Raw genomic sequence first — 23,055 nt, forward strand, 5'->3', positions numbered from 1 at the left:
CAATCCACTGGAGTTTAGGTTTTGTATGTTCGTTTTAAGCATCAAAAAACCAAGCCAAAAGCGGCTTGGTCTGAAAGGTTATTTCACTTTTACAGAAACAGGCTGGATATCAAGGACGGCATTTACAAATGAATAATCATCTTTGCCGCCGTCTTTGTAGCCCCAGAATCCGTCGGTTTTTTCTGTTTTTCTGAATGTGAGTTCAACGCCTTTTCCCTGGTTGAAGGCATAGCTTTTCACTTCTTTTTCTCCGAAGTTGTCAACAAGGTTGTAGGAAATGTACTTGCTGAGTGTGCCGTGCGGAGTCAGTACGCCTGAGTGAGGGGCTGCCTGATAATCTCCGTACTCATATCCGGTTGTGCTGACTTTGTGTTCGCTGATGCTGAATGCCTTCGTTTTAAGATCGACAGCGTCGCCTTCTGCAAGTGAGGACAACTGAATATTTTTGTATTGGCTTTGAGCGGCCGGGTTCGTCTGAACTTCTGACAGATCAACCACTGTAACCCCTGCACGGCCGACTACTTCTATTTTCTTCTCGGCATTGCGGACAACCATGGCTGTATCTTCATCAATTCCGTAAGATAGCTGATTGCGGTCACCTTTTTCGTAAGCTGTTGCGATCAGTCTTCCAAGACGGGCTTTGTTGTCGAAATGCTGGTCAATGATGCCATATTGGAAGAAGCCAAGTCCGCGCTCGAGATAGCCCGGTCCGCCTTCCTGCTGCTGCATGCCGTCATAGGTGTCAGTGAACCCTTTTGCAAGAGTGTCAAGACTTCCTCCGCCTGCGAGCATAACATCACTCATAATGGCTGCCCCGGCACTTGTTCCTCCAAGGACGGCCCCTTCTTTATAGATGTCCCAGATGGCCGACAGCGCTTTTGATTCAGACTGATCAGTGTTGAAAAGAGCTTTCGTGATTTTCGTCTGATCTCCCCCGACGAACCAGATGGCGTCTAGTTCTTTTATTCTGGAGACTGCTTCATCTGAATTCTTCATCTCTTCCCATTCAGCTGCATCATTCTGAGGAGTGTCCTTGTAATTTGAAACAGTCACAGGCAGGATTTGAATGTTTTCTTCTTTTACTCCGTATCGAATCAGATCCTTTTTAAACGTATTACTTGAACTTAACGACCCGCTTGCTGCCGGAACAATACCAAATTTGGCATCCGTTTTCCCGTTTGCCAGGTCGATGAACGATTTGTAAACCGATTCGTTGGTTGATCCAAGAGCGCCGCCTGCAATGACCAGATTTCCTTTGATGTCACCGCGGTCCTGTTTACTCGGAACCGTAAAGTCAGAAGGTTTATAGTCTTTAAACGCCTTGTCATCCTTCGTAAATGAAACACTCACCGGCGAGACATCCATTTTGACCTTCACAATTGAATAGTCATCCTTCTGCCCGTCCTGATAGCCCCAGTAGCCGTTTGTTGCAGCTGTTTTACTGAAGGTCAAAGCAAATCCCTGCCCTTTGCTGTCGTAGAGATAGCTCTTGACTGCATCTGCTGATTCGTTGTCTGCAAGCGAATAGGAAAGGTATGGCTTAAGCCTTCCGTATGATGTTAAAACACCTGTTGCATCAAGCGGCTGGAATGAATAGTATTCATATCCTTTTGTCCCCTCTTTGTCCTCTCTGAAAGAAAAAGCTTTCGTTTTCAGGTCAATTTTATCTCCCGGAGATAAAAAGCTGACCTCAACGCCGTTCACAGGGTGCAGGTCTTTGGCGGCAGGCTTTGATTTGCTTGTATCAATAACCGTTACGCCCCCGCGTCCTGCGATTTCGGCTGTTTTTGTCCGATTATCGACAATCAGTGCCGTATCTTCATCAATTCCATATGAATAATTCTTTTTCTTTTGTTTTTCATACTTAACGGCTGTTGCGGCAAGTCGTCCAAGTCTTGCGCGCTCATCAAAGTGCTGGTCTACAATCCCGTGCTTAAAAAATCCAAGTCCCCGTTCAATATAGACAGGCGCGTACTCTTTGTCAGGATCACTTTGATCCTTTGTTGTAAATTCCCCCTTCAGTCCCCCGAGGCTGTCTCCGCCTGTGATCATGACATCACTCATGATGGCGGCTCCTGCGCTTGTCCCGCCTATGACAGCCCCTTTTTCATAAATATCCCAGATGGCTTCAAGTGCCCGCGTCCGCTTTCCCTTGCCCTGAAAAAGCGTTTCAGTTATCTTAAGCTGATCGCCGCCGACAAACCAGACAGCCGACAGACCGTTAATTTTCGCAGCCATTTCTTTCTTATTTGCATTGCGTTTCCACCATTTTTCATTGTAGTCCGTGTCGCTGAAGTCATGATTTGAGATTGGGAGAATTTCAACATTTTCTGGGTCTACACCGTATTTCACAAGATCTGCTTTAAACTCATTCGATGATTTTAATTTCCCGCTCGCTGCTGGTATAATTCCGATTTTAGCATTCCCGGCGCCTCCAGCACGGTCAATAAAAGCATCATAAACCGCTTTGTTGCTGCTTCCAAGAGATCCCCCCGCAATCACAAGACTTCCTTTTATTTCTTCCTTGCCCGCGGCATTAGCCGGAATGCTGAAGCTTGACGCCAGAAGACAGGCCGCTGCAAGCATGCTGATACGTTTCTTCACACCAATTCCCCCTCTTAATGTTGGATGCTTGTCTGTATACGCAGGCTGATTTTCATTTATTGTTCAAAAGTGCCCTTAACAAGCGGGACGCCTTCTTCAACCATTACTCTTCCTTTCGCAATGACCGTGTCGATCGCAAGCGATTCTTTTTCAAGCAGCACAAGATCTGCATCATGCTGTTCGCGGATTTCCCCTTTTTTCTTAAGCTTCAGGATCCTGGCCGGGTTTGAGGTAATCACCTGCAGTGCCGTCTCAAGTTCAACTCCTTCATCAAGAACAGCCGATCGCACCTCATGATAGAGGGAAGAAACTTTTCCGACTTGAAGTCCGGCGAAATCCCCGTTTTCATCAAAGTAAGGAAGACTTGCCTGTCCATCTGATGAAAATGTGATTTGTGTGACAGGCACTCCTTTTTCAAGCATCAGTCTGAGACCGCGGCTACACTTTACTTCCCCTTCTTCGAGGAATTGGGGAATCGTGCTCGTTGTGAAATCCACATATCCGCCAATCTCTGCATACCTGATGCCTTCTTCAAACAATTCTTCGTTCCGGTTAATATGAGTCGGGTGGAAATGATGAATCGGGATATCCGTTTTTTCGGCGATTTCAAAAAGCAGGTCGAGTTTGCGTTCGCTGTCGCCGACATGGATTTCAAGGACGCCTGCTTTACCTGTGATCAGACCGCCGTTCCTTGCGGCGGCAGCAATTTTGGATAGCTCTTCAAACGTCGGTTCTGATGAACGGTGATCGGAAATCGCAATCTCTCCTACCCCGATCATTTTATCGATAAAAATAAGATCCTCTTCAATTTTTCCGGTCAGCGTTTTGACGGGAGTCTGGTAGGACCCAGTGTGCAGATAAGCCGTGATGCCTTCTTCATCCAAGGCATGAGCTTTTGCAAGCAGACTTTCAATTTTTCTTGTCGTCCCGTCTGTACCAAGCACTCCTACAACCGTTGTAACGCCTGCTTTCGTGGCATCGGTCAAGTTCAGCTCGGGGGTGCGGGTTTTAAACCCGCCTTCTCCCCCTCCGCCAATAAGGTGAACGTGTGAATCGATGAACCCCGGAACAAGAAGTTTCCCCGTTCCGTCAATGACATGAACAGACAGTGCTGAAAGATCAAGATCAATCCTGTCTTTGATGTAGCCGATTTTGTCCGCAGTAAGAAGAACATCCTTCCTGCCTAAATAATGCGGTGCGTAAACTTCTGTATTTTTTATAAGTGTAAGCAAGTGTAAACCTCCTGTTTATCTGGGATGATCCGTCTTTAAAACGGTCCGTAGTCCATTAAATGAGCAATCACAACGGCTGCAAGGCCGATCAGATATTGAATGAAAACAAGCGGGAGCACCCATTTTGCCCACTTTGTCCAAGGAATGCCCGCAATCGCAAGTCCGGCCATCAATGTGCCTGCTGTCGGGAAAATAATATTGCCGATTCCATCTGCAAATGAGAAGGAGAGAACAGCTGTCTGACGGGTAATATCAAGCAAATCGGCAAGCGGCGTCATGATCGGCATCGTCAGCATCGCATGTCCGCTGCCTGAAGCAAGGATAAAATGGATGAGAGCCTGGAAATTGTACATTCCGATCACGCTCCAGAAAGCAGGAATGTTCTTAAGCGTATCAGACACTCCAAAAAGCATAGGGTCAATGATATGTCCTTCGTTCAAAACAACCAGTGTCGCTCTTGACACCCCAATAATTAATGCGCCTCCAATCAAAAGCGAAGACCCTTCGACAAACGATTTTGCAATCTGGTCAGCAGAAAGTCTGCCGATGATTCCGATAAGGATGGTTAAAACAACGAACAGAGCAGCAATCTCGGTAATATACCACTGAAATTTAATGACTCCAAAAGCAAGTACGATATAGTTTAGAAGGAATGCCGCCAAAATCAGCTTGTGCTTTGTTTGAAGCCTTTCTTTTGAATGAAGCAGCACATCCGCTTCCTCTTTTGTATATTTTCCGAAGAACCCTTTTGACGGATCCTTTTTCACTTTCATTGCATGACGGTAAACGAAGATAACGGAAACCGCATAGACAATCACGAATAATACAAGTCTGTATCCCATTCCAGAGAACATCGGAAGCTCTGCGATTCCCTGGGCGACGCCCACTGTAAATGGATTCATGACCGCGGTAGTAAAACCGGCAGCAGCGCCTAGAATAACAATGGCCGTTCCCGTAAGCACGTCAAATCCCAAAGCAAGAGCAAGCGGAATGAGCAGCGGAATATAAGCAAGCGTCTCCTCAGCCATCCCCATCAGCGATCCGCCGACTGCAAAAAATAGCATCATCACCGGAATCAAGAGCTTTTCCCTTGAAGCCAGCCTTTTTGCAAGAGTTGTAATCAGCAAGTTAATTGTTCCTGTAGCCGTTAATACTCCAAAAAATCCGCCAATGATCAGAACAAAGAAAATAATGTTTGCCGCTTCAACCATTCCTGTATGAAGTGCCTTTACCATGCCGAACGGACTGACCGGCGTATTTTCAGCTGACGTAAAGGTATCCGGATCAATCTCTGTTCTTCCGTCAACCTCTACCCTGGCGTAGTCTCCTGCCGGCAGTACATAGGTTAATAGAGTTGCAACAACCAATACACCCAGGAGGAGGGCAAATACATTGATCTTTCTTTCCTTTTTTGGTTTCACTTCTTTTCCCTTTGGTTCGTAAGCTTTTTCTGCTAGAGCCATAATCGTTTTCTCCCCTTTTTCTTTTGATGCGTTTGATAAGGTAAATGCAATATTTGTGCCAAGATGCAAAAAAGAAGAGTAAATGCTGGTATCACCCGAACTCAATACTTGTCATATGTAAGTATCATTCAAAATGATAGTTTCTTCAAGGGCTCATATTCACTTTACTGCATAAAGAGTTATTATCTAAAATTTCTAATAATCCTCTCTTTTTTGGCCTTTAATTGGTGATTTATTATGATATGATAAAACCAATAGAACCAAAAGGAGCGAATGTATGAAACGATCTCTTATTCTCCTGACAGGCGGTACAAAAACAAAGAAAACGCTTCACCACCAGCTCGTACAACTTTTGGGCGATGACCTTTCTATAAGGAGCTATGCTGCTGATGAAGGTCTCCCTTCGAATCTGAAAGCTGATATTATCCTTTTTTCCTCTGAATCCCTCAAAGATGAATTGAACCATATAAAGAATATAGATGCAGAAAAAGTTATAATCGGCAAACGCACCGTTCATCATGACTATCTCGACAAGCTCCTTTCCATTCCGGAAGGTTCAAGCGTCCTTGTCGTCAACGATGAGTACAATGTCACAATGGAACTGATTCAGTCGCTTTATCAGCTGGGGATCAGCCATGTCCGGTTTCTCCCGTTTAAAAAGAATCAGACCTATCACGAGAAAATCGATGCAGCCGTTTCACCTGGCGAAATCGAACTTGTCCCCCCTTACATACCGCTTATTCTCGACATTGGTGTGCGTCTGTTTGACATGACAACAATTTTAAAAATAGCGGACTACTGCAATCTGCCTGAAAATGCAGCTCTCCACATTTCAGAGAGGTACATCCGCAGCATGATTGAGCTGCAGCAAAAGCTGATGGCTGCGCAAAAGCAGACAAAAGCGATTTATCAGCATCTCGAGAACGTGGTCAACACGGTGGATGACGGCATTCTCGCCATGAATGAAAAAATGGAAATAACGGTTTTTAATGAAAAACTTGAAGCGCTGTTTCAAGTAAGGGGATCAGATATCATCAACCTTACAATTCAAACAGCAGCCCTGCAGGATGACGTGGTTTCATTTATTCAGAACGGCATCGAAGAAAGCCGCCTTTTCAGCATTCACGGGGTAGATGTTGCTGTTTATCGCTATTCAATGGCTTTAGAACAAACAACTGTCGCTGTCTTTAAAAGCGTCCGGCAGGCATCGGAAATTGAAAAAACGGCCCAGCGTAAACTGCGCGAGAAAGGATTTTTTGCCAAATACAGCTTTGATGACATCATTTGTGAAAATGCCGGAATGATAAACCTCAAGCAGATCGCGAAAAAACTGGCTCTTTCCGAACACCCGATTTTAATCCAGGGAGAATCAGGAACAGGCAAAGAATTATTTGCACACGCCATTCATCAGCATTCCATGAGAAAAAACGGACCTTTTCTGCCTGTCAACTGCAGTGCTCTTTCAGAAAGCCTGCTTGAGAGCGAGCTTTTCGGTTATGAGGAAGGGACATTTACGGGTGCTCAGCGAGGGGGGAAAAAAGGATTGTTTGAGCTAGCTGATAACGGAACCATTTTTCTCGATGAAATCGGCGACATCAGTCTCTCCATGCAATCCCGGTTGCTGCGAGTGCTTCAGGAAAAGGAAATCCGCAGAATCGGCGGAACGAAAATCATACCCATTAATGTCAGAATCATCTCGGCCACAAATAAACGGATTGAAAAGCAAATGAAAGAGCAGACATTCCGCAATGACCTGTTCCACAGGCTGAATGTCCTTAACCTCTCCATTCCGTCACTGAAGGAAAGAAAAGAGGATATCCCTCTTCTCATTCACCACTTCATCACAAAAAACGGCAAGTGGCTCAAGGTCGAGCCTGCATTAATGAATTTGCTTGCATCAGCAGAATGGGACGGCAACATAAGAGAACTTAAAAATACGGTTGATTATATGATTACAGTTGCCGATGGCTCTGTTTTAACAAAACATGACCTTCCTCATTCGTTTTCAGCAGACATTCCGCAAGCAGCAAGCAGCGAACAGTCAGAGCATGACGCCATCCTGTTGATTGTGAGAGAATGCAACCTGGCAGGAAAAGCAGCAAGCAGAGATTTGATCTCGGAAAAAACAAAAGAATGGATCATGCCCCTTACCCCTCAGCAAGTGCGCAGACGGCTTGACGACCTGGAGGAAAAAGGATGGATCCAAAAACGGAAAGGACGCGGCGGGACGAAAATTACGGAGGCGGGGATAAGGTATTTGGAGAGAACAGCTGTCGTGAAATAAAGGTCAGCATATAAAAGCCGGACCTCTTTTACAAGGTCCGGCATCTGTCTATTCTCTGTTTTGTGTAAAAATCAATACAAACTTCAGCAGCTCAAGCAGAGAGATGAGTGCGGCTGCTACATATGTCAGGGCGGCTGCTCCAAGCACTTTGTTCACTCCGCGCTCTTCTTCATTCCGGATGATGCCTTCTGCAATCATAAAATCCTTTGCTCTGTTGCTTGCATTAAATTCGACAGGCAGCGTTATAAGCTGAAAGGCGACAGCTGCCGAGAAGAAAATAATGCCGAGTCCGATCAGATTCATTGAACCGAGCAAAAATCCTCCAATCAGCAGAAAAGGCGCGACCCCGGAGGACAGGCTTACAACCGGAAACATTTTATGTCTTAACGTCAGGGCCCCGTATGCTTCTTTATGCTGAACGGCGTGCCCCACTTCATGTGCCGCAACCGAAATGGCGGCAATCGAATGACCCGCATAGACAGGCTCGGAAAGGCGAACCGCTTTTTTCGTCGGATCATAATGATCGGAAAGAGTTCCTTTTACCGGTTCTACGGGTACATGATGGAGACCGTGATGATCAAGAATTCTTCGTGCAACCTCCATGCCGGTAAGTCCCGATGATGCCTGAACTTTGGACCATTTATTAAAATTGCTTTTCACCTTGGCCTGCGCCCACAGGGCAAGCCCGAACGCGGCAAAAATGAGAATATCCATAGGATGAAAAAACATATAGCGCCTCCTGAGTAAAGTTCTTACTGTTATATTTCCTCAAGCATCTGTTAATAAACAGCGAAGTGCTATCATGATGTGCCCATCTTGTAGTAAAATAATGGCATACCACATGGAAACGAAGGTGAAAGCATGACGATCAAGCAGGAAAATGAAACTCTTGAGGAACTGCAGAAAGCGGAAAAACATTATTCCGACTCAAAGTTCTGGAATAAATTAAAAAAATTCGGCAAAAAAGCCGGATCATCTGTCGTGTACGCTGTCCTTTTGCTGTACTATACCCTTCAGAAGCCTGAAGTGCCTGCCAAAACAAAAGCCATCATTATCGGTGCTTTAGGCTACTTCATTCTGCCGCTTGACCTTATACCGGACCTTGCCGCCGGCGTGGGCTACACCGATGACCTCGGAGCTTTGGGCCTGGCACTCCTTCAGGTGGCAATGTATATTGACGATGATATCAAAACCCAGGCGAAAGAAAAGCTGACAGAATGGTTCGGACCTTCTGTCGACACCGCTGCCATTGACGAGAAAATCAAATAAGTGCGATAAAAAAACGTCTGTTCCGCTTAGGAACAGACGTTTTTTGGTGAAAAAGGACTTTTACGAACTCTGCAGCAGGACTGCGAACCAATTTTAAGGTCCAACAAGCCAATTGGGCCGGCTAACAAGCCAAACACCCCGTCTAACAATCCAATTCGGTTCGCTAACAATCCAAATTTCCGGTCTAACAATCCAAAACACACCGCTAACAATCCAATCATCAAAAACGCCTGAAAGTAACCTCTCAATCCCTCGGCGCAAACAGCATAACGGAAACTCCGACAAGGCAGATGCCTGCGCCGACCCAATCATAGAGATCTGGCGTCTTCCGGTCAACTCCCCATCCCCAAAGAACTGAGAGAATGATGAAAATCCCTCCGTAAGCAGCTTAGACCCGTCCGAACGAAGGGAACGTCTGCATCGCTGCAATGATTCCATAGACGGCAAGCGACACGCCGCCGAATATTCCCCAGTAAACAGGTTTTCCTTCGCGCAGCCAAAGCCAGATCAGGTAGCCGCCTCCAATTTCTAAAAGACCTGCAATCAGGAATAAAAGAATCGAATACATCAAAAATGTCCTCCCGGTCTAAATCTCTTTTTTCAAAAGCTGCAGATCAATATACAGCTGAATCCGCGTATAAAAATCATCAAAATCGATCGAAGTCAGCTCCTGAATTTGATTTATCCGGTATTTGAGTGTATTAGTGTGAACAAACAGCTGTTCAGCGGTTGGTTTCAGTTTGCAGTTATTAAGCAGATAAATTTCAAGCGTATGAATCAGCTTCGTCTGGCTTTCCTCATCTTTTTTTCTCAGTATCTGGAGGCTTGTATTGTTGTAGCCGGTAATACTGTGGTGCTTTGAAATGGTCTCCAAGTATCTGAAAATGCCGAGCTTGCTGTATGTAAACGGCAGCTTTTCGGATGAACCGATAAACTTGGCAGCGTTAATCACTTCAAGAGCCTCAAAGTAAGATTTTCTTAGCTGCAGGATGGAGGAATACGAATTGCCGATGCCGGCATATATCTTATAGCCGCCAAACTGGGAAATGACCGTCGACGTCAGTTCTGCTGCACTTGCCGAGAGCTGATCGGATACTTTTGCATTGCTTCCGATAATGACGACCACCTTCAGCTGATCGGTAAAGACGTGTGCAAAATGATTCAGTGCATTGGCAAACAGCCTGACCGTTTCCGTCAGTTCCTCCAGCTGCTCCTCCTCACTTTGGGAGACCGTGAAGATTGTGACAATAAACGTTTCCGGAATCATGATGCTGTGATTTGCCGCTTCCCACCTGATCTGATTTTCCGTTTGAAACGCCTGCCCGATGATCTTTTTGTAGAACTCGTTTTTTTCTTCGTTTTCTCTCAGGTTAATCTGATTTTTTTGATAGAGAAGCTTCCCGATGTGACGGGACACTTCATGAAGAAAATCGAGATCCTCCTCTGACATAGGCTCTGTCTCCTGAACCCATATATAGCCAAAAACCTGTTCTTTATAAATAGCGCTTACAACGACACGCTGATTAAGGCCGATTTCCGCAATCTGTTTCACTCTGAAAGGATGGGGAATGGTCTTCAGCTGTTCCACAATTCCTTCATCCATAAACTTTTCTAAAATAGGAATGGGCCAGTGTTTCGTGAAAATGGTCTGCTGATTCGCCTGATCAAACTGATCGATGTAATACGAACTGTAGGACAAAAGAGAGAATTGGTCATTTTCAATCACAACCGGCTTTTTCAAATAGGTGCTGACCATATCCGTAATATCATTAATGTTTGTAATGGTCTGGATCTTCTCAAGGATCATGCAGATCGGCCCCCCGATTCTTTAGGTAAATTGATGAACCTAATTATATACCTTTTGATCAGAAGAATGGAATAGCCGAAAAAAACAGGAAGTCCGCATAGAGGGACTTCCTGCTGGATATTACTGCTTCAACACTCGTTCAAATTCATCAAATTGCTCCCCTGCTTCTTTAGGAGGCTTTGGTGTGATCAGACTGATTGCAACAATGGCAATCAAGCTTGCGGCAAAGCCTGGAATCATTTCATAAAGCATGTCTGACAATCCGGCCATTGACCAGATGATGACCGTGGCAGCACCTACTACCATTCCTGCAAGTGCCCCCCACTTCGTCATGCGCTTCCAGAAAAGGCTCAGGAGGATCAGCGGTCCAAATGAAGAACCGAAGCCTGCCCACGCGTAACCTACAAGTCCAAGAATCGTGTCATTTTGCTCCCATGACAGAATCAGGGCAATGACAGAGATCAGCAGGACAGACATTCTTCCCAAGAAAACAAGTTCTTTATCTGATGCAGACCGTCTGAAGAATGTTTTATAAATATCCTCCGTCAGCGAGCTTGCTGTTACAAGCAGCTGCGAAGATATCGTGCTCATGATGGCAGCGAGAATCGCAGAGATTAAAAATCCTGTGATGTAAGGATGAAACAGGACTTCTCCAAGCACGATGAAAACTGTTTCTGGATCATCAAGCTTTGTGCCTTCACCTGCAAAATAGGTGATGCCGAAAAATCCGGTAAGCATAGCGCCGATGCTTGAAAAAATCATCCATCCCATTCCAATTGCGCGCGCCTTCTTAATTTCTTTCACAGAGCTGATTGCCATAAAGCGGACAATAATGTGCGGCTGGCCGAAATAGCCGAGTCCCCATGCAAAAAGGGAAACGATGCCGAGGAAGCTTGTTCCTTTAAAAATATCAAGCAGAGCCGGATCTATTGAACCCGGTGTTTCAAATGCAGGACCGAACCCTCCCACATGAATGACCGTGACGATCGGAACTAAGATAAGTGCAACAAACATAATAATTCCCTGAACAAAATCAGTCCAGCTTACTGCAAGGAATCCTCCAAACAGCGTATAGGCGACAACAACGCCTGTTAAAATCCAAAGACCCGTGTGATAATCAAGTCCAAATGTGCTTTCAAACAGCACTCCCCCGGAAACCATTCCTGAGGATACATAAAAAGTAAAGAATATTAAGATAACTAAAGCCGAAATTAATCGTAAAATCCTGGATCCGTCTGCAAACCTGTTCTCAAGGAAGGAAGGAATGGTGATGGAATTATTCGCAATTTCCGTATACGTTCTTAAGCGCGGTGCAACATACAGCCAGTTCGCATAAGCGCCGAGCGTCAAACCGATGACAATCCACATTGAACTTAGACCTGTGGCATACATTGCCCCCGGAAGACCCATCAAAAGCCATCCGCTCATATCGGCAGCTCCTGCACTCAGTGCTGTAACAGCAGGCCCGAGACCGCGGTCGCCAAGCATGTAATCATTTAAATTTGAAGTACGTTTATAGGCAAAATACCCAATCAGCAGCATACCTGCCATATAGATGCCTATTGATGTAATGAGTGCGTAGTCTATCATAAAAGTACCCCTCTTCCGCCAAAAATCTCTCTGTTTGATTCTTTTTTTAATGCAGTATTCTGCACTTCATGCGTAATCAGCTTTTAAAAAGAGGAAGCAACTTGGTTGGTCACTTCCTCCTTCTTTTTATCCCTTTTGTTTATGCTGGAGCTGAAATCAGAACGTTTCAGACGTTGTTTTTGCCTGCATGTGAAGCTGCAGATAGTCTGGTCCGCCCGCTTTAGAGTCAGTGCCGGACATATTAAATCCGCCGAATGGCTGGTAGCCTACAATTGCGCCTGTGCAGCCGCGGTTAAAGTAAAGGTTTCCTACATGGAAATCTTCGCGTGCTTTTTCCATGTTTTCACGGTTTTTCGTGATAACAGCACCAGTCAGGCCGTATTCTGTGTTATTGGCAATTTCAATCGCTTCATCAAAGTCTTTTGCTTTAGCAAATGCAACAACCGGACCAAAGATTTCTTCCTGCATTAAGCGCGCTTTCGGATCTACGTCCGCAACGATTGTCGGCTGAACGAAGAAGCCTTTTGAGCTGTCGCCTTCGCCTCCAGATAGAATGCGGCCCTCTTCTTTGCCGATTTCAACGTAGCTCATGATTTTGTCAAAAGCAGCCTGATCAATGACAGGACCCATGAAGTGGTTTTCAGTCGGGTTGCCTACTGTCAGCTCTTTCGTCAGTTCAACCGCACGGTTCAAAACTTGATCGTATACATCTTCAACGATCACCGCACGCGAGCATGCTGAGCACTTTTGTCCCGAGAAGCCAAATGCTGATTTTACGATCGATTGAGCAGCAAGCTCAAGGTCTGCCTCTTTATCTACGACAATCGTATCTTTACCGCCCATTTCAGCGATTACGCGCTTAAGCCAGATTTGGCCGTCGTTCAGCTGTGAAGCACGGTTGAAGATGCGAAGACCTACATCACGTGAGCCAGTGAATGAGATAAAGCGAGTTTTCGGATGGTCAACAAGGTAGTCGCCAACTTCCGCTCCGCTTCCAGGAACAAAGTTCAGAACGCCTGCAGGAAGACCCGCTTCAAGCATAACCTCAACGAATTTAGCTGCAACGACCGGAGTTGTTGATGCCGGTTTTAATAGAATCGTATTTCCTGTTACGATTGCAGCAACAGCCGTTCCTGCCATGATCGCAAATGGGAAGTTCCAAGGAGAGATGATGATGCCTACTCCAAGCGGAATGTAGTCATAGCGGTTGTATTCGCCCGGACGGCTTTCAACCGGCACTCCGTCTTTGAGCTTCAGCATTTGGCGAGCGTAGAACTCAAGGAAATCAATCGCTTCAGCTGTATCCGCATCCGCTTCATTCCAAGGCTTACCCGCTTCTTTTGTTAAAAGAGCCGAAAACTCATGCTTGCGGCGGCGGATGATGGCTGCTGCTTTGAAAAGAACGTCAGCGCGGATTTCAGGTTTTACTTTTTTCCAGCTTTCAAATGCTGCAGAAGCTTCCTGCATAGCCTTTTCAGCAAGCTCGCGGTTTGCTTTTGAAACTCGTCCGATTACTTGAGCTTTGTCTGCCGGGTTGTAAGACGTAATTTTGTCTTCAGTCGTTACTTTTTCTGCCCCAATGTAAAGCGGATAGTCCTGGCCAAGATAGCCTTCTACCTGCTCAAGCGCTTCAAGGTATGCTTTCTTGTTTTCCTCGTTTGAAAAATCAGTAAATGGTTCGTGTTTGTATGGAATCATGCAGATCCTCTCCCTTTTATAAAATTGGTTAGCTTTTTACCATACCTTTAAATGCAAATGCGATATTTGAAGGTCTTTCGGCAAGTCTTCTCATGAAGTAGCCATACCAGTCAAGACCGTATGGAACGTAAACGCGCATCTTATAACCCTGCTTCACAAGGTCAAGCTGCGTTTTGCTTCTCATGCCGTAAAGCATTTGAAACTCGAATTTTGAATTAGGGATGTTGTGCTTCTTAGCCAGCATCTTTGTATATTCAATGATTTGATCGTCATGTGATGCGATGGCTGTATAGTTGCCGTTAAGCAGGCTTTGTTCGATCAGCTTTTTGTAGTTTTCATCTACATCTTTCTTTTCAGGAAACGCTACTTCCGGTGATTCTTTATATGCGCCTTTTACAAGACGGAGAAACGGCTGATAGTCAGCCAGGTCGCTTAAATCTCTTTCTGTGCGGTACAGGTATGCCTGCAGCACCGTGCTTATGCAGCTGTATTTCGCTTTAAACTCTTTAAAGATATCAAGAGTTGCCTGGCAGCGCACCTCATCCTCCATGTCAATGGTGACCATGACGCCGTGTCTTTCTGCCGTATCCAGAATCTTTGTCATGTTTTCAATAACAAGCTTCCGGTCGATATCAAGACCGAGCGATGTCATTTTCAGCGACACCTGAGAATCAAGCTTCTCTCTGCTGATCATTTCAATGGTTTCAATGCATTCTGCCGTCCGCTCGCGTGTAACGGCTTCCGAATCTACAAATTCGCCCAGATGATCAACTGTTACAGACAAACCGCTGTCATTCAGCTGCCTGATGAACTTTATGGAACTTTTAAAATCAGTTCCTCCGATAATCTTGCCGGCTGCAAAACTGCCTCCGCGCTTTTTAGCTATATTGTTAAGTAAATGGTTCTTTGATAAGAAGAGGAAAAAGTCTCTTGTAATCGCTTCCACTTTACATGCACCCCCTCATAAAAGTTGTTCTACACCCTCATCTTACGTCCTGTCGACAATTTTCACAACGTTCTAAAAAAACAATATTCAAGCGCTTTATTTGTTGGTTTTAGACAAATACAGGCAGATGAATGGGTTTATTACCTAATTTCACCAGAAGCTCCGCACTCTTCTTTGCCAGTTTTTAGTGACGGAATGATGCTGCAAAAAAGAGGAAAACATAAACAAAGATTCCTTTTTGAGAGGCAGGTGCGAGAGTTGAGCAATGAAAGGGAAATGGCCCGTCCCGCCGGAAAAAATACAAGGTGGACAATATCCGCGCTTCTCAGCACGTTCATCATATTGAACTATTTTGACAGGGTTGCCCTTGCTGCCGCTGCTCCTGAACTTCAGAAAGCCTTTTCGCTGAGCGCCTTTGAAATGGGACTTGTTTTTACGGTGTATAACTATGCCTACACCCTTATGCAGCTTCCGATCGGCAGTATGCTCGACAGATGGGGAGTCAGCTGGGTGACAAGGACAGGCATGGTCATCTGGACGTTTTTGACAATCAGCCTTGTCTTTATTCAAGGCACTCTTCTTTTATATATCATCCGTTTTTTCACAGGCATCACCAGCGCATCCGCCTTCCCTGCCGCCGCAAAAGCTACAGCCAGCTGGTTTCCTTTTCATGAGAGAGGACTTGCCACTGCCCTGTTTGATTCTTCTGCCAAGCTTTCAAATGTAATCGGCGGGCCTCTTGTAGCGATTTTGATTACCCTTTATGACTGGAAAACAGCTTTTTTGGCAATCGGGGCCATTAACGTGCTGTTTACCTTTGTCTTCTGGAAGTATTACGACGAGCCGGACACTCACAAGAGCATATCCAAAGAAGAAATCAACTACATTCATATGTATGAAGATTCCGCAGACCTTCCTTCTTACAAAGCGGCACTTGTCCTTAAAACGTTTTTTACAAACAGAAAGGCCTGGGGGCTGATGATCGGTTTTACCGGGTACGGTTATACCTTCAACCTGCTGCTTCTGTGGCTGCCGACGTTTTTTAAGGAGCAGTTTCAGCTGGATTTGCTGTCTTCCGCTCTTTACACAGCCATTCCGTGGCTGATTGCCGCTCTATCAGGTATTCTGGCTGGAGGATGGCTTGTCGACAGCCTGATTAAGAAAGGATATTCTCCTCACAGAGTATATAAAAACATCATTTCGACAGGACTGCTTGTTGGCCTTATCTTTATCGGATCCATCTTTACATCAAGCCCCGTCCTGTCGATGATTTTTATTTCCATCGGCCTTGCGGGCATATCTGCAACAGCTCCAATCGGCTGGACCATTGCAGCAAAGCTTGCACCGCCCGGCACAACAGCCATCCTGAGTTCAATGGTCAATTTTGCGAACAACCTTTTCGGAGGGATCATAGCGACATTTTTGACCGGATACATAGTTGACGCAACAGGGTCATTTGATCTTGCTTTCATCATTGCGGCAGCCGTGCTCGTCATTGGCTTGATTTTTTATACCGTCGTGCTCGGCGATATTGAACAGATTTCTGTTAAAAGCAAAAAGCTCTGAAACATGTCAGAGCTTTTTTCATTATCCCCTTGTCACATCAATGACTTTCGTCACGACAATTGGAGACCTCTTCAATTTTTTGTAGATGAAATCAGAAATAGCCGAACTTAATTTCCGTTCAATATCATCTGTTGGATGCTGATCAACAAGAGCTGCTGCCCTCGTTTCAATTTCTCCCATAAAGCTGCTTGATTCTCTCAAATAGACAAAGCCTCTCGAAATGATCTGCGGCTTGCGGATGATTTCCTCTCCTTCTTTGAAAAGAAGAATCGATAAGATTCCGCTGTCTGCCAGCTGCTTCCGTTCGCCAAGCAGAGAGGTTCCGACGTCACCGATTCCGTGGCCGTCCACATAAACAGACCGCGCCGGCACTCTGCCTGCCTGGTAAGCTTTTTCTTTTGACACATTGAGAACTTGTCCATTGTCGAGAATAAAGATGTTTTCTTCCGGCACAAAGCAGTCCAGGGCAAGTGTCTGGTGCATCTTCTGCATGCGGTACTCCCCGTGGATCGGCACCAGGAATTTCGGTTTTAGAAGCTTAAGCATCAACTTCAGCTCTTCCTGGCCGCCGTGTCCTGATGTATGAATGTCATAAAGCTTGTTATCAATGACATCCGCTCCCGCTTTCATCAGTTTGTTGACGATGCGGTTCACGCTGAGGACATTCCCCGGAATTGGAGAAGATGAGAAGATTATCGTGTCACCTTCTTCAATATGGATATGGCGGTGCTTTCCTTCTGCAATTCGTGAAAGGGCAGCAAAGGGCTCTCCCTGGCTTCCCGTGCACAGAATGGTCAGCTCGCTGTTTTTATAGGCACTGATTTCATTAGGGTCAATAAACGTGCCCTTTGGAGCATCAATATATCCAAGCTCAAGGCCGATGCCGATCGCTCTTTCCATGCTTCTCCCTGTGTAGGCAACCTTTCTTCCGCATGCGACAGATGCCTGAATCACCTGCTGAAGACGGAACACGTTTGATGCAAACAGAGCGACGATAATTCGTCCCGACTGCTTTCTGACAACGTTCAAAATATTCTGGCCGATTTTCTTCTCAGAAACAGAGAACCCCGGAATTTCGCTGTTGGTGCTGTCAGATAAAAGACAGAGAACCCCGTCCTGCCCGACTTTTGCAATCTTAGACAAGTCCTGCTCCGGACCGGCCGGAGTTAAATCAAATTTAAAGTCACCCGTATGAACCACGTTCCCCTGCGGTGTGTGAATCACAACTCCGAATGAATCAGGGATACTGTGCGTCGTCCGGAAAAAGGACACATTCAATTCACCAAGTTCAATCAAGCTATCTTCCGTAATGTCGTGCAGTTCTGCTTCTCTCAGCAGCCCATGTTCTTCGAGCTTGTTCCTGATAAAGCCCATAGCCAGTCCCCCGGCATAGACCGGCACATTTAATTTTTTCAACAAAAACGGCACTCCGCCGATATGATCTTCATGTCCATGAGTAATGAACAGGCCTTTTACTCTTCCGGCATTCTTCACAAGATACGAGTAATCAGGAATGATGTAATCAACGCCCCTTAATTCTTCATCCGGAAACTTAACACCAGCATCAACAATGACGATTTCTCCGCCATACTCAACCACATACATGTTCTTTCCGATTTCGCCCATCCCGCCAAGCGGTATGATTTTTACGTTTTTTTCTTTAGTCATGTTTAGTCTCCCAGCAAGCTGATTGCTTATCTTAGTATCGTTTCTTCACATAGTGAACTATCTTTCCATTGTATCACAACATTACGAACAAAAGCGCAAGCGCCTTGGTCAGATCCGATAGACAGGTAAGAATCCGGCACAAAAAATTTCGGGTCCCGCCTTTTTTGCCGGATATGTTCTGACAGAGGATCTAGGCGCTTCCGCTTGCCGAAGATAACTTTGCAACATCATCAACAGTCTTAAAATTTTTTAGAATTTATAGAGCATAAAAAAAAGACCGAAGTCAGCTTTCGCTTTCTTTCGGTCTCTCCCACTTATCCCCGTGCCCTGCCTTTTCTTTTCATAAAGAAGTTGTACAAAAACACAATCAAGGCAAGAACTAAAAGGATGTGGATAATTCCTCCTGCAACTTTAAAAACAAGCCCGAGAATCCAAAATAAGATTAAAAGTCCAATAATCGTCCATAACATAGCGGGTTCCTACTTTCTCGTTTAGTTACAAAGTAGTTTCCCTTAATTCTTCAGAAATAAACTGGTCCTTTTTTTACAGGAGGCTTGGCAGAATAACGGTTACCGCAGTGCCTGATGAAGCGTCACTTTCAATTCTGAGTTCGCCTTCATGGAGCCTGACAATTTCCTTTACAATAGAAAGTCCAAGTCCTGTTCCTCCTGTCAGGCGGCTGCGTGCTTTATCCGTCCGGAAGAACCGCTCTCCGATATGAGCGAGGTCCTGTTCCGAAAGCTCGCTGCCAATGTTATGAATGCGGAAATGAAATCGGTTCTTCTCTTCTGAGAAAGAAATTTGGATCACACTTCCTTCTTCTGCGTACTTTATCGCATTGTCAATCAGATTGTAGAACACCTGCTGAATCCGTTTCGGATCGCCCATGATAACAAGATCCTCATGCAAATGAAGCTTCGTCTGAAGATTTTTTTCGTGGAGCCTGATTTCAAACAAAGCAAACGTATCCAAAAACAGCTGCGCAATGGCGATCGGCTCTGTCTTTAAGGTATACATACTCTCCTGGAGGACGTCCAGGTCTATCAGGTCATGAATCATCTTGTTGACCCGGTTCGTTTCCCTCTCAATCGTCTTTACGTAGTGCTCTGCTTCCTCAGGAGATTTGTACATCTGATGGGACAGCGCCTGGCTGTACCCTCCAATATAAGTAAGAGGCGTTCTAAGCTCGTGAACAATATTCGCAAGGAATTCTTTTTTGCGCGCCTCCTGCTTCTCAAGAGATTCGCTCATCGAATTAAACGCTCTTGCCAGCTCTCCGATTTCATCCCGCTTTGAAATCTGGAGCCGGTTGGAATAATTCCCTCTGGACACTTCCTTTGAAAAAAGCCGGATTTCCTGAAGCGGCTGAAACAGGGAACGCCGAATCTGATTGACAGCAAGAAACAAAATCATAAAAAACATGGAACCTGCAAGCAAAAGAATCGGAATGCTCCCCTCAAACACTTCCTGAAGATCAGCCAGAGGCACATATATATAAATATAGCTTTCTGTGCCGCTTTTTCCGGCAACAGGGAAAACGGCTCCAATGATTTCCCTGCCGAACTCTTCTACATACCCATCTTTTACAATAAACTCTTCATTCTCCAGCCTTTTTCTGTCTGACCGGGTTATAAGAGCCTGATGATTAACTTCGTACGGAAAGTATGATGAGAGATCTTCAATCTCGTCAAGAACAATAATTTCATATTCAGAAACCATATTGTACCAGTGAATCTTTTCAATAATTTCTTCACTCAGCGTCCCGGAGTGATAATGTGCTGCCGTTCTCTCTCCCTGATAGATCACAGACTCTTTCACACTGTTGAAATAAAGCTCCTTATACAAAAAATGCAGAAAGAAAAAAGAAAAAACAATGCTGAAAAGAATGCAGGCACCAATCAGCATAAGCACTTTCTGACTTAAATTTAATCGCTTAATCAATCCTTACACCTCAAATTTATAGCCCACGCCCCATGCGGTCTGTATAAGATGCGCATGGTCTTTTAATTTAAGCCTTAATGTTTTGATATGAGTATCCACCGTTCTGCCTGTACCAATGTAATTGGAGCCCCATACCGATTCAAGAAGCTGTTCCCTGGTAAAGACCGTTCCTTTATTTCTGGCGAGAATCGACAAAAGCTCAAACTCTTTAAGTGTTAGCGAAAGCGTTTCGCTTCCAATCATCGCCTTATAAGAGAGAGCATCCAGAACAAGCGGGCCCACTGCTGCCCGGCTGCCTGCAGAAGTGCTCTGCCTTGCTCTTCTGAGAACAGATTCCACTCTCGCAAGCAGTTCTCCTGGGTGAAACGGCTTCACGATATAATCATCCCCGCCAAGTTTCAGGCCCTGAATCTTATCCCACTCTTCCCCTTTTGCCGACAGGAAAATAAGCGGAATCTCATACGCCTTTTTTAATTCCCCTGCAAAAGAAAACCCGTCCATATACGGCATCATAACATCCGCAATAATCAGATCCGGAACCTCTCTTTTCAAAAGATCAAGAGCCTCTGAACCATTTGCCGCTTCAATCACCCTGTAGCCTTCCTGAACCAGGAACGTTCTGATCAGAGACCGCATTGCTTCTTCATCATCAAGTACCATCACCGTTGTTGTGCTCATAAGAATTACCTCGCTTTTGCCTGTCTATATATTACCTCCTATTTTACCTGAAGGATGTGAAATTTTTATGAGGTTTTTGCTATTTTGGGTTTTGGTGCCCTGTATTTATTGAGTGTCAGTTTAAAGGGTATCATTTTGCAATTTTGATGCCCTATATTCCCGGTGTGTCGGTTTATAAGGCAGCATTTTTGGGTTTTGGTAACCCGTATTTCCGGAGTACCGGTTTATAGGGTATCATGTACGCTTTTTAATGCCCTATATTCGCTGAGTACCGAATTATAGGGCACCATTTTCTTCACGTAATCAATGAACAGCTTGTAAAGAATGAAGACGGATTTTAAAATAAGGGTTATTACATCAGCTGACACTTCTTTTCTGCCCGCAAAAGTTTATAAAGAAATTGAGGGGACTACTACAATGAATTATCTGCTTATAGGCGCAGGGGGAGTTGCCGGCAGCCTCCTCAGATACGGGCTCGGACTGCTTACTCATACCTGGTACAGCGGGGGCTTCCCGCTCGGCACGCTTCTTGCCAATCTGATTGGCTGCTTTGTTCTGGGATGGTTTACAAACAGCATCGTCAAACTGAAAGTCTTTCATCCCCATATTCTCGCGGGTCTTGGCACCGGAGTTGTCGGCTCTTTTACTACCTTTTCCACCTTCAGCGTTGAAACGGTGCTGCTGATGAAAGACGGCATGTTTGCGCTGGCCTTTTTATATGTGCTGCTCAGCCTTTTCGGGGGGCTGTTCCTCGCGTGGTACGGATACTCCCTGGGACGCTCTTTTAAAAGGAAAGGAGAGTCCGTGCTATGAACCTGCTATTGATTGCTGCAGGAGGATGCCTCGGTGCTATAGCCCGCTTTCTTTTAAGCTCCTGGATGAACAGCAAAAGCAAAACAGGTTTTCCAATCGGCACATTGACTGTGAATCTTGCCGGCTCCTTTCTCCTGGGCCTGATGACAGGATATGGCCTGTCAGAAGGACTGTATTCTTTCCTTGGCATCGGATTTATGGGAGCTTTCACGACATTTTCCACGTTCAAGCTCGAGAACATCCAGCTCAGAGAAAAAGAAAAACACCGTCTTCTCATTGCCTACCTTTTCATCAGCTATACAGGAGGACTTTTATCAGCCTTTGCCGGCATCATGATTGGTATGAGCTAATGGCAAGAAAGGCATCCTACCTACTGGAGGGATGTACAATGGATAAAGATCTTCAGCTGTTAAAAGAGTTGACTGATCCCGAAGGTCCTTCGGGATTTGAAGCGAGAATTCACAAGGTCCTTGAAGAAAAAATCAAGGCCTTCACCCCTGATTTAATCAAAGACAAACTGGGGAGCATTACAGGAGTTACCGGCAAAAAAGGGCCGAAGATTCTGATTGCCGGGCACATGGATGAAGTCGGACTAATGGTGAAAGCCATAACCAAGGACGGGTTCCTGAAGTTTCAGACACTCGGCGGCTGGTGGGGACATGTCATGCTTGCACAGCGTGTAAAAGTCATGACAAAAAAAGGGGACCTCACAGGGGTCATTGGTTCAAAAGCTCCGCATGTTCTGACGATTGAAGAACGGAAAAACGTCCTTGAGACCAAAAATATGTTTATTGATATTGGCGCCTCAAGCAAGGAAGAAGCGGAAAGCTTTGGCGTTCAGGTCGGCGATCCCATTTCGACAATCTGCCCATTCGAAGTGTTTCCAAACCAAAAGCTCCTGCTTGCCCGCAACTGGGATAACCGCGCCGGGTGTTATGTGGCGCTTAAAACCCTTGAAAAAGCGGCTGCGGATAAAAAGCATCCAAATATCTTATATGCCGGAGCCACCGTCCAGGAAGAAGTAGGGCTCAGAGGCGCTCAAACACTCGTCAATACAGTAAAGCCTGATATCTCGTTTGCTCTTGATGTTGGTGTCGCAGGAGACACACCGGGGATGAAAGATGAAGGGCATACAGAGCTTGGAAAAGGACCGCTGATCGGCTTTTTCGATGCCAGCATGATTCCCCATCTGAAGCTAAGAAACTTTGTAACAGACATTGCAGGTAAAAATGGCATTCCTTATCAAGTCGATATTATGCCCGGAGGCGGAACCGACGGCGGGAAGTTCCATCTCGGATATGAAGGTGTTCCTACTGTGGTTGTAAGTGTTCCAGCGAGATATATTCACAGCCACGTATCCGTTGTTCACAGAGATGACCTCGACCATGCCGCTGAACTGCTTTATCAGGTCATTAAACAGCTGGATGAAAAAACGGTCAGACAGCTGACTGAAATCGATGGAAATCTGCATTAAAAAAGAGAGCCGAGGCTCTCTT

General features: G+C 45.4%; 18 protein-coding genes and 1 pseudogene. 6 read left to right on the forward strand and 13 right to left on the reverse strand.

Annotation, left to right across the window (positions count from 1 at the left end):
* Window positions 1-78: 78 nt before the first annotated feature.
* From MHB63_04750 to MHB63_04760, 3 genes are read right to left on the reverse strand one after another with little or no spacing between them, the layout of a single operon-like run.
* Entirely contained in the window at window positions 79-2,604 is a 2,526-nt protein-coding gene (locus MHB63_04750) for a cyanophycinase (GenBank protein ID MEK3805903.1), read from the reverse strand.
* Window positions 2,605-2,660: 56 nt separating this feature from the next.
* Entirely contained in the window at window positions 2,661-3,836 is a 1,176-nt protein-coding gene (iadA, locus tag MHB63_04755) for a beta-aspartyl-peptidase (protein MEK3805904.1), read from the reverse strand.
* Between the two features lie 35 nt (window positions 3,837-3,871).
* A complete protein-coding gene (locus MHB63_04760) occupies window positions 3,872-5,299 on the reverse strand; it encodes a C4-dicarboxylate ABC transporter permease (GenBank protein ID MEK3805905.1) in 1,428 nt (475 codons plus the stop codon).
* A gap of 277 nt (window positions 5,300-5,576) precedes the next feature.
* Here MHB63_04760 and MHB63_04765 point away from each other — a divergent pair, with 277 nt between their 5' ends.
* Window positions 5,577-7,583: a sigma 54-interacting transcriptional regulator gene (locus MHB63_04765; protein ID MEK3805906.1), complete on the forward strand. Its 2,007-nt coding sequence runs from the start codon at window positions 5,577-5,579 to the stop codon at window positions 7,581-7,583.
* A 48-nt stretch (window positions 7,584-7,631) separates the two neighbouring features.
* Here MHB63_04765 and MHB63_04770 read toward each other — a convergent pair whose 3' ends face one another.
* Window positions 7,632-8,312 (reverse strand): zinc metallopeptidase, encoded by a 681-nt coding sequence (locus MHB63_04770; protein ID MEK3805907.1) that lies wholly within the window; start codon window positions 8,310-8,312, stop codon window positions 7,632-7,634.
* 132 nt (window positions 8,313-8,444) lie between these two features.
* Between MHB63_04770 and MHB63_04775 the strand changes: the two genes are divergently transcribed.
* On the forward strand, window positions 8,445-8,852 hold the full coding sequence (locus MHB63_04775) for a YkvA family protein (GenBank protein MEK3805908.1): 408 nt from the start codon (window positions 8,445-8,447) through the stop codon (window positions 8,850-8,852).
* A 244-nt stretch (window positions 8,853-9,096) separates the two neighbouring features.
* Here the strand turns inward: MHB63_04775 and MHB63_04780 are convergent.
* The 5 genes and pseudogenes from MHB63_04780 to MHB63_04800 all read right to left on the reverse strand — a co-directional run bounded on the left by MHB63_04780 (window position 9,097) and on the right by MHB63_04800 (window position 14,893).
* Window positions 9,097-9,423, reverse strand: a pseudogene (locus MHB63_04780) (YnfA family protein).
* Window positions 9,424-9,438: 15 nt separating this feature from the next.
* Window positions 9,439-10,659, reverse strand: coding sequence for a helix-turn-helix domain-containing protein (locus MHB63_04785; GenBank protein MEK3805909.1), 1,221 nt, complete (start codon window positions 10,657-10,659; stop codon window positions 9,439-9,441).
* 120 nt (window positions 10,660-10,779) lie between these two features.
* Complete coding sequence (gene putP / locus MHB63_04790) at window positions 10,780-12,249, reverse strand: sodium/proline symporter PutP (GenBank protein ID MEK3805910.1); 1,470 nt, start codon at window positions 12,247-12,249, stop codon at window positions 10,780-10,782.
* Window positions 12,250-12,405: 156 nt separating this feature from the next.
* Window positions 12,406-13,947 carry an L-glutamate gamma-semialdehyde dehydrogenase gene (gene pruA / locus MHB63_04795; protein MEK3805911.1) on the reverse strand — a complete coding sequence of 514 codons (1,542 nt, stop codon included), beginning with the start codon at window positions 13,945-13,947 and terminating at the stop codon, window positions 12,406-12,408.
* A 28-nt stretch (window positions 13,948-13,975) separates the two neighbouring features.
* Entirely contained in the window at window positions 13,976-14,893 is a 918-nt protein-coding gene (locus MHB63_04800; GenBank protein ID MEK3805912.1) for a proline dehydrogenase family protein, read from the reverse strand.
* Window positions 14,894-15,169: 276 nt separating this feature from the next.
* Between MHB63_04800 and MHB63_04805 the strand changes: the two genes are divergently transcribed.
* A complete protein-coding gene (locus MHB63_04805; protein MEK3805913.1) occupies window positions 15,170-16,459 on the forward strand; it encodes an MFS transporter in 1,290 nt (429 codons plus the stop codon).
* 21 nt (window positions 16,460-16,480) lie between these two features.
* On the opposite strand, the gene MHB63_04810 is transcribed toward MHB63_04805, so the two are convergent.
* The 4 genes from MHB63_04810 to MHB63_04825 all read right to left on the reverse strand — a co-directional run bounded on the left by MHB63_04810 (window position 16,481) and on the right by MHB63_04825 (window position 20,746).
* Complete coding sequence (locus tag MHB63_04810) at window positions 16,481-18,127, reverse strand: ribonuclease J (GenBank protein MEK3805914.1); 1,647 nt, start codon at window positions 18,125-18,127, stop codon at window positions 16,481-16,483.
* 314 nt (window positions 18,128-18,441) lie between these two features.
* Window positions 18,442-18,597, reverse strand: coding sequence for a lmo0937 family membrane protein (locus tag MHB63_04815; protein MEK3805915.1), 156 nt, complete (start codon window positions 18,595-18,597; stop codon window positions 18,442-18,444).
* A 73-nt stretch (window positions 18,598-18,670) separates the two neighbouring features.
* A complete protein-coding gene (locus tag MHB63_04820) occupies window positions 18,671-20,068 on the reverse strand; it encodes a HAMP domain-containing sensor histidine kinase (protein ID MEK3805916.1) in 1,398 nt (465 codons plus the stop codon).
* Between the two features lie 3 nt (window positions 20,069-20,071).
* On the reverse strand, window positions 20,072-20,746 hold the full coding sequence (locus MHB63_04825; protein MEK3805917.1) for a response regulator transcription factor: 675 nt from the start codon (window positions 20,744-20,746) through the stop codon (window positions 20,072-20,074).
* Between the two features lie 417 nt (window positions 20,747-21,163).
* On the opposite strand from MHB63_04825, the gene crcB (MHB63_04830) reads away from it, so the two are divergent.
* From crcB (MHB63_04830) to MHB63_04840, 3 genes are read left to right on the forward strand one after another with little or no spacing between them, the layout of a single operon-like run.
* Complete coding sequence (gene crcB / locus MHB63_04830) at window positions 21,164-21,559, forward strand: fluoride efflux transporter CrcB (GenBank protein MEK3805918.1); 396 nt, start codon at window positions 21,164-21,166, stop codon at window positions 21,557-21,559.
* Window positions 21,556-21,909 (forward strand): fluoride efflux transporter CrcB, encoded by a 354-nt coding sequence (gene crcB, locus MHB63_04835; protein ID MEK3805919.1) that lies wholly within the window; start codon window positions 21,556-21,558, stop codon window positions 21,907-21,909. The genes crcB (MHB63_04830) and crcB (MHB63_04835) overlap by 4 nt, the downstream gene beginning before the upstream one ends.
* Window positions 21,910-21,947: 38 nt before the next feature.
* The gene (locus MHB63_04840) at window positions 21,948-23,033 is read left to right on the forward strand and encodes a M42 family metallopeptidase (protein MEK3805920.1); all 1,086 of its coding nucleotides are present in this window, start codon (window positions 21,948-21,950) and stop codon (window positions 23,031-23,033) included.
* Window positions 23,034-23,055: the final 22 nt, after the last annotated feature.

It is taken from the genome of Bacillus sp. FSL H8-0547, assembly GCA_038002745.1.
Lineage (GTDB): Bacteria > Bacillota > Bacilli > Bacillales > Bacillaceae > Bacillus_P.